At 71.9% G+C, this 3,106-nt stretch carries 2 protein-coding genes; one reads left to right on the top strand and one right to left on the bottom strand.

Features of this window, described 5'->3' with window-relative positions; genetic code table 11:
* Positions 1-2,821, bottom strand: a 2,821-nt coding sequence (locus FUT87_RS03175; protein WP_147240057.1) for an L-glutamate gamma-semialdehyde dehydrogenase, incomplete at its 3' end; no start/stop codon positions are given.
* A gap of 114 nt (positions 2,822-2,935) precedes the next feature.
* Here FUT87_RS03175 and FUT87_RS03170 point away from each other — a divergent pair.
* Positions 2,936-3,106: Lrp/AsnC family transcriptional regulator (locus FUT87_RS03170; protein WP_147240056.1), on the top strand; the 171-nt coding region annotated here is incomplete at its 3' end.

The following is a 3,106-nucleotide window of genomic DNA, read 5'->3' as shown; positions in this document are numbered from 1 at the left end:
CGCCGACCACCGCGCCGATGATGTTGCGGTTCACATAGACGTTGCCGATGCGCGCCTGCGACGCCAGGCGCAGCGCGCGGCTGTCGATGCGGGTCTGGATGCCCAGCGTCAGGCCGTAGCCCAGCGCGTTGATCTCACGCACGACGCCGTCCACATCGCCGCTCCAGCGCACGACGTGCAGCACCGGGCCGAAGATCTCCTGCTTCAGCGAGGCGATCGTCGGCAGCTCGACCGCCACCGGCGGCAGCAGGCGCGGGCAGGCATCGGCCGGCACGGCCTCGGCGATCAGCGTCGCCTCGCGCTTGAGGCGCTGGACTTCCCGGGAGACGCCCTGGAAGGCCTCGTCGTCGATCAGCGGACCGACGTCGGTCGCCAGATCGGCGCTGTCGCCGACGCGCAGTTCCTTGACCGCGCCGCGCAGCATCTCGATGACGCCATCGGCCACCGCCTCGTGCACCGCCAGCAGGCGCAGCGCCGAGCAGCGCTGACCGGCGCTGCGGAAGGCCGATTGCATGACGGCGTCGATGACCTGCTCGGGCAGCGCGGTCGAGTCCACGATCATCGCGTTCAGCCCGCCGGTCTCGGCGATCAGCGGCAGCGCCGCGGCGCCGGGCTTGGCCGCCAGCTGGCGGTTGATGATCTGCGCCACCTGCGTCGAGCCGGTGAAGCACACGCCCGCCGTCTGCGGCGCGGCCACCAGGCGCGCACCGACGGTCTCGCCACGGCCATGCACCAGTTGCACCGCGTCCTCGGGGACGCCGGCGGCATGCAGCAGCTTCACGCATTCGGCCGCGACCGCGGGCGTCTGCTCGGCCGGCTTGGCGGCGACGGCATTGCCGGCGGCCAGTGCGGCCACCACCTGGCCGGCGAAGATCGCCAGCGGGAAGTTCCACGGCGAGATGCAGACGAACACGCCGCGGCCATTCAGCGCGACGCCATCGGCGGCCAGGCGCTCGGCCTCGTCGGCGTAGTAGCGCAGGAAGTCGATGGCCTCGCGGACTTCGCTGATCGCGTCGCCGAAGCTCTTGTAGGCCTCCTTCACCAGCAGCGCGCAGTACTGCGGCAGCTGTGCCTGCAGCGCGTCGGCGGCGCGGCGCAGCACCGCGGCGCGCCCGGCCACCGGCGTCGCGTTCCAGCCGGCGAAGCCGCCCTGCAGGCGCGCCATCACCGCGTCCACTTCATCGGGCGAGGCTTCCGTCAGCGTCGGCACGCTGCAGGCGGCCAGCGCGTCCAGCAGCGGCTGGCGCTGCGCCGGCACCGCCAGGTCCAGGCCCGCGGAGTTGTCGCGGCCGCGGCCCGCCGCGTCGCGGTACAGCGCCACCGGCAGCGGCAGCGCCGCGGCCTCCTGGATCTGCGTCATCGGCGAGGCCAGCAGCTCCTCCGGCGCCACCGTCGGGTCGGCCAGCTGGTGGACGAAGGAGGAGTTGGCGCCGTTCTCCAGCAGGCGGCGCACCAGGTAGGCCAGCAGGTCGCGGTGCTCGCCGACCGGCGCGTAGACGCGGCAGGGGATGCTGCCGTCCTTCAGCACCTCGCGGTAGATGCCCTCGCCCATGCCGTGCAGGCGCTGCATCTCGAACTTGGCGCCCAGCGCGCGGGCCATCTGCAGGATGGCGGCGATGGTGCCGGCGTTGTGGCTCGCGAACTGCGGGTAGATGACGTCGTGGTGCTGCAGCAGCGCCTGCGCGCAGGCCAGGTAGGACACGTCCGTGTGCGGCTTGTGCGTGTAGACCGGGTAGCAGGGCAGGCCCTGCTCCTGGGCGCGCTTGATCTCGCCGTCCCAGTAGGCGCCCTTCACCAGTCTCACCATGAAGCGCAGCCCATGCCGGCGGGCGATCGCGGCGACCGCCTCCACCACGTCACGCGCGCGCGTCTGGTAGGCCTGGACCGCCAGGCCGAAGCCGCGCCACTGCGGGAAGTGGGTGGCGATGCGCGCCGCCAGCGCGTCGAGCAGCTCCAGCGACAGCTCCAGCCGGTCGACCTCCTCGGCGTCGATCGTCAGGTTGATGTTGGCCTGCGCCGCCTTCTCGACCAGCTGCCACACGCGCGGCAGCAGCTCGGCGTAGACGCGCTCGCGCTGCAGCACCTCGTAGCGCGAGAACAGCGCCGACAGCTTGATCGAGATGCCGTCGCTGCCCTCCGGCGACTCGGCCTTGCGACCGGCGGCGATGGCGGCGATCGCATTCAGGTAGGACGCCTGGTAGCGCTCGGCATCGCGCTCGGTGCGGGCGCCCTCGCCCAGCATGTCGTAGGAGAAGCGCAGCTGGGCCTGCGCCTTGCGCGCGGCGTCGGCCTCCTTCATCGCCTCCTGGATGTTGCGGCCGAGCACGAACTGGCGGCCCAGCAGCTGGATCGCCCGCACCGTCGCGGCCACCACCGTCTGCGCGCCCAGGCGCTTCATCAGGCCGCCGTCGGATTCAGCGTCCGGCAGGAACTTCTTGGACAGCGAGATCGCGCTCGCCGCCAAGCCGGCCAGCATCTTGTGCGGGCCGTCCGAGCCGCCCTCGAAGTCCGCGCGGCCGAGCTGGTCGGCGGTCAGCGCGATGGCGGTCTCCGCGTCGGGCACGCGCAGCAGCGCCTCGGCCAGGCGCATCAGGGCCAGGCCCTCGGCGCTGGTGATGGGGTACTCGCGCAGCAGCGACTCCATCGCCCAGAACGGCGCCGGGTTGGCGCGCACCTGCTGCACCCAGGGGCGCGCTTGGTCGACCACCGCCGGCCAGTGCAGCGTCTGCAGCGGCGCGGCCAGCGCGCGCACCAGCGGCAGCTCCTCGCGGTAGGGGTCGGGCAGGCGGGAGGTCTCGGGCGGCAGGGCGAAGGCGGTCATGGGATCCTCGAATGTTCGTGCGAGGGGCGCTCCCCTAGCGAATATCGGGAGTGTAAAAAGGAGGGCTCCGAATTAATCTCCAATGTTTAGGCCATCCACCGCACGGAATCCAGCATGAGCGACCTCCAGGACCTGGACAAGATCGACCGGCGCATCCTCGCGCTGCTGCAGCAGGACGGGCGCATCAGCAACCTGAAGCTGGCGGAGGAGGTGCAGATGTCCGCGACGGCGGTGCTGGAGCGGGTGCGGCGGCTGACGCGCGAGGGCTTCATCCTCGGCTACGAG

Source organism: Mitsuaria sp. TWR114 (assembly GCF_007997345.1).
The sequence above is the reverse complement of the archived record's forward strand: the minus strand, read 5'-3'. Positions and strand labels throughout refer to the sequence as shown.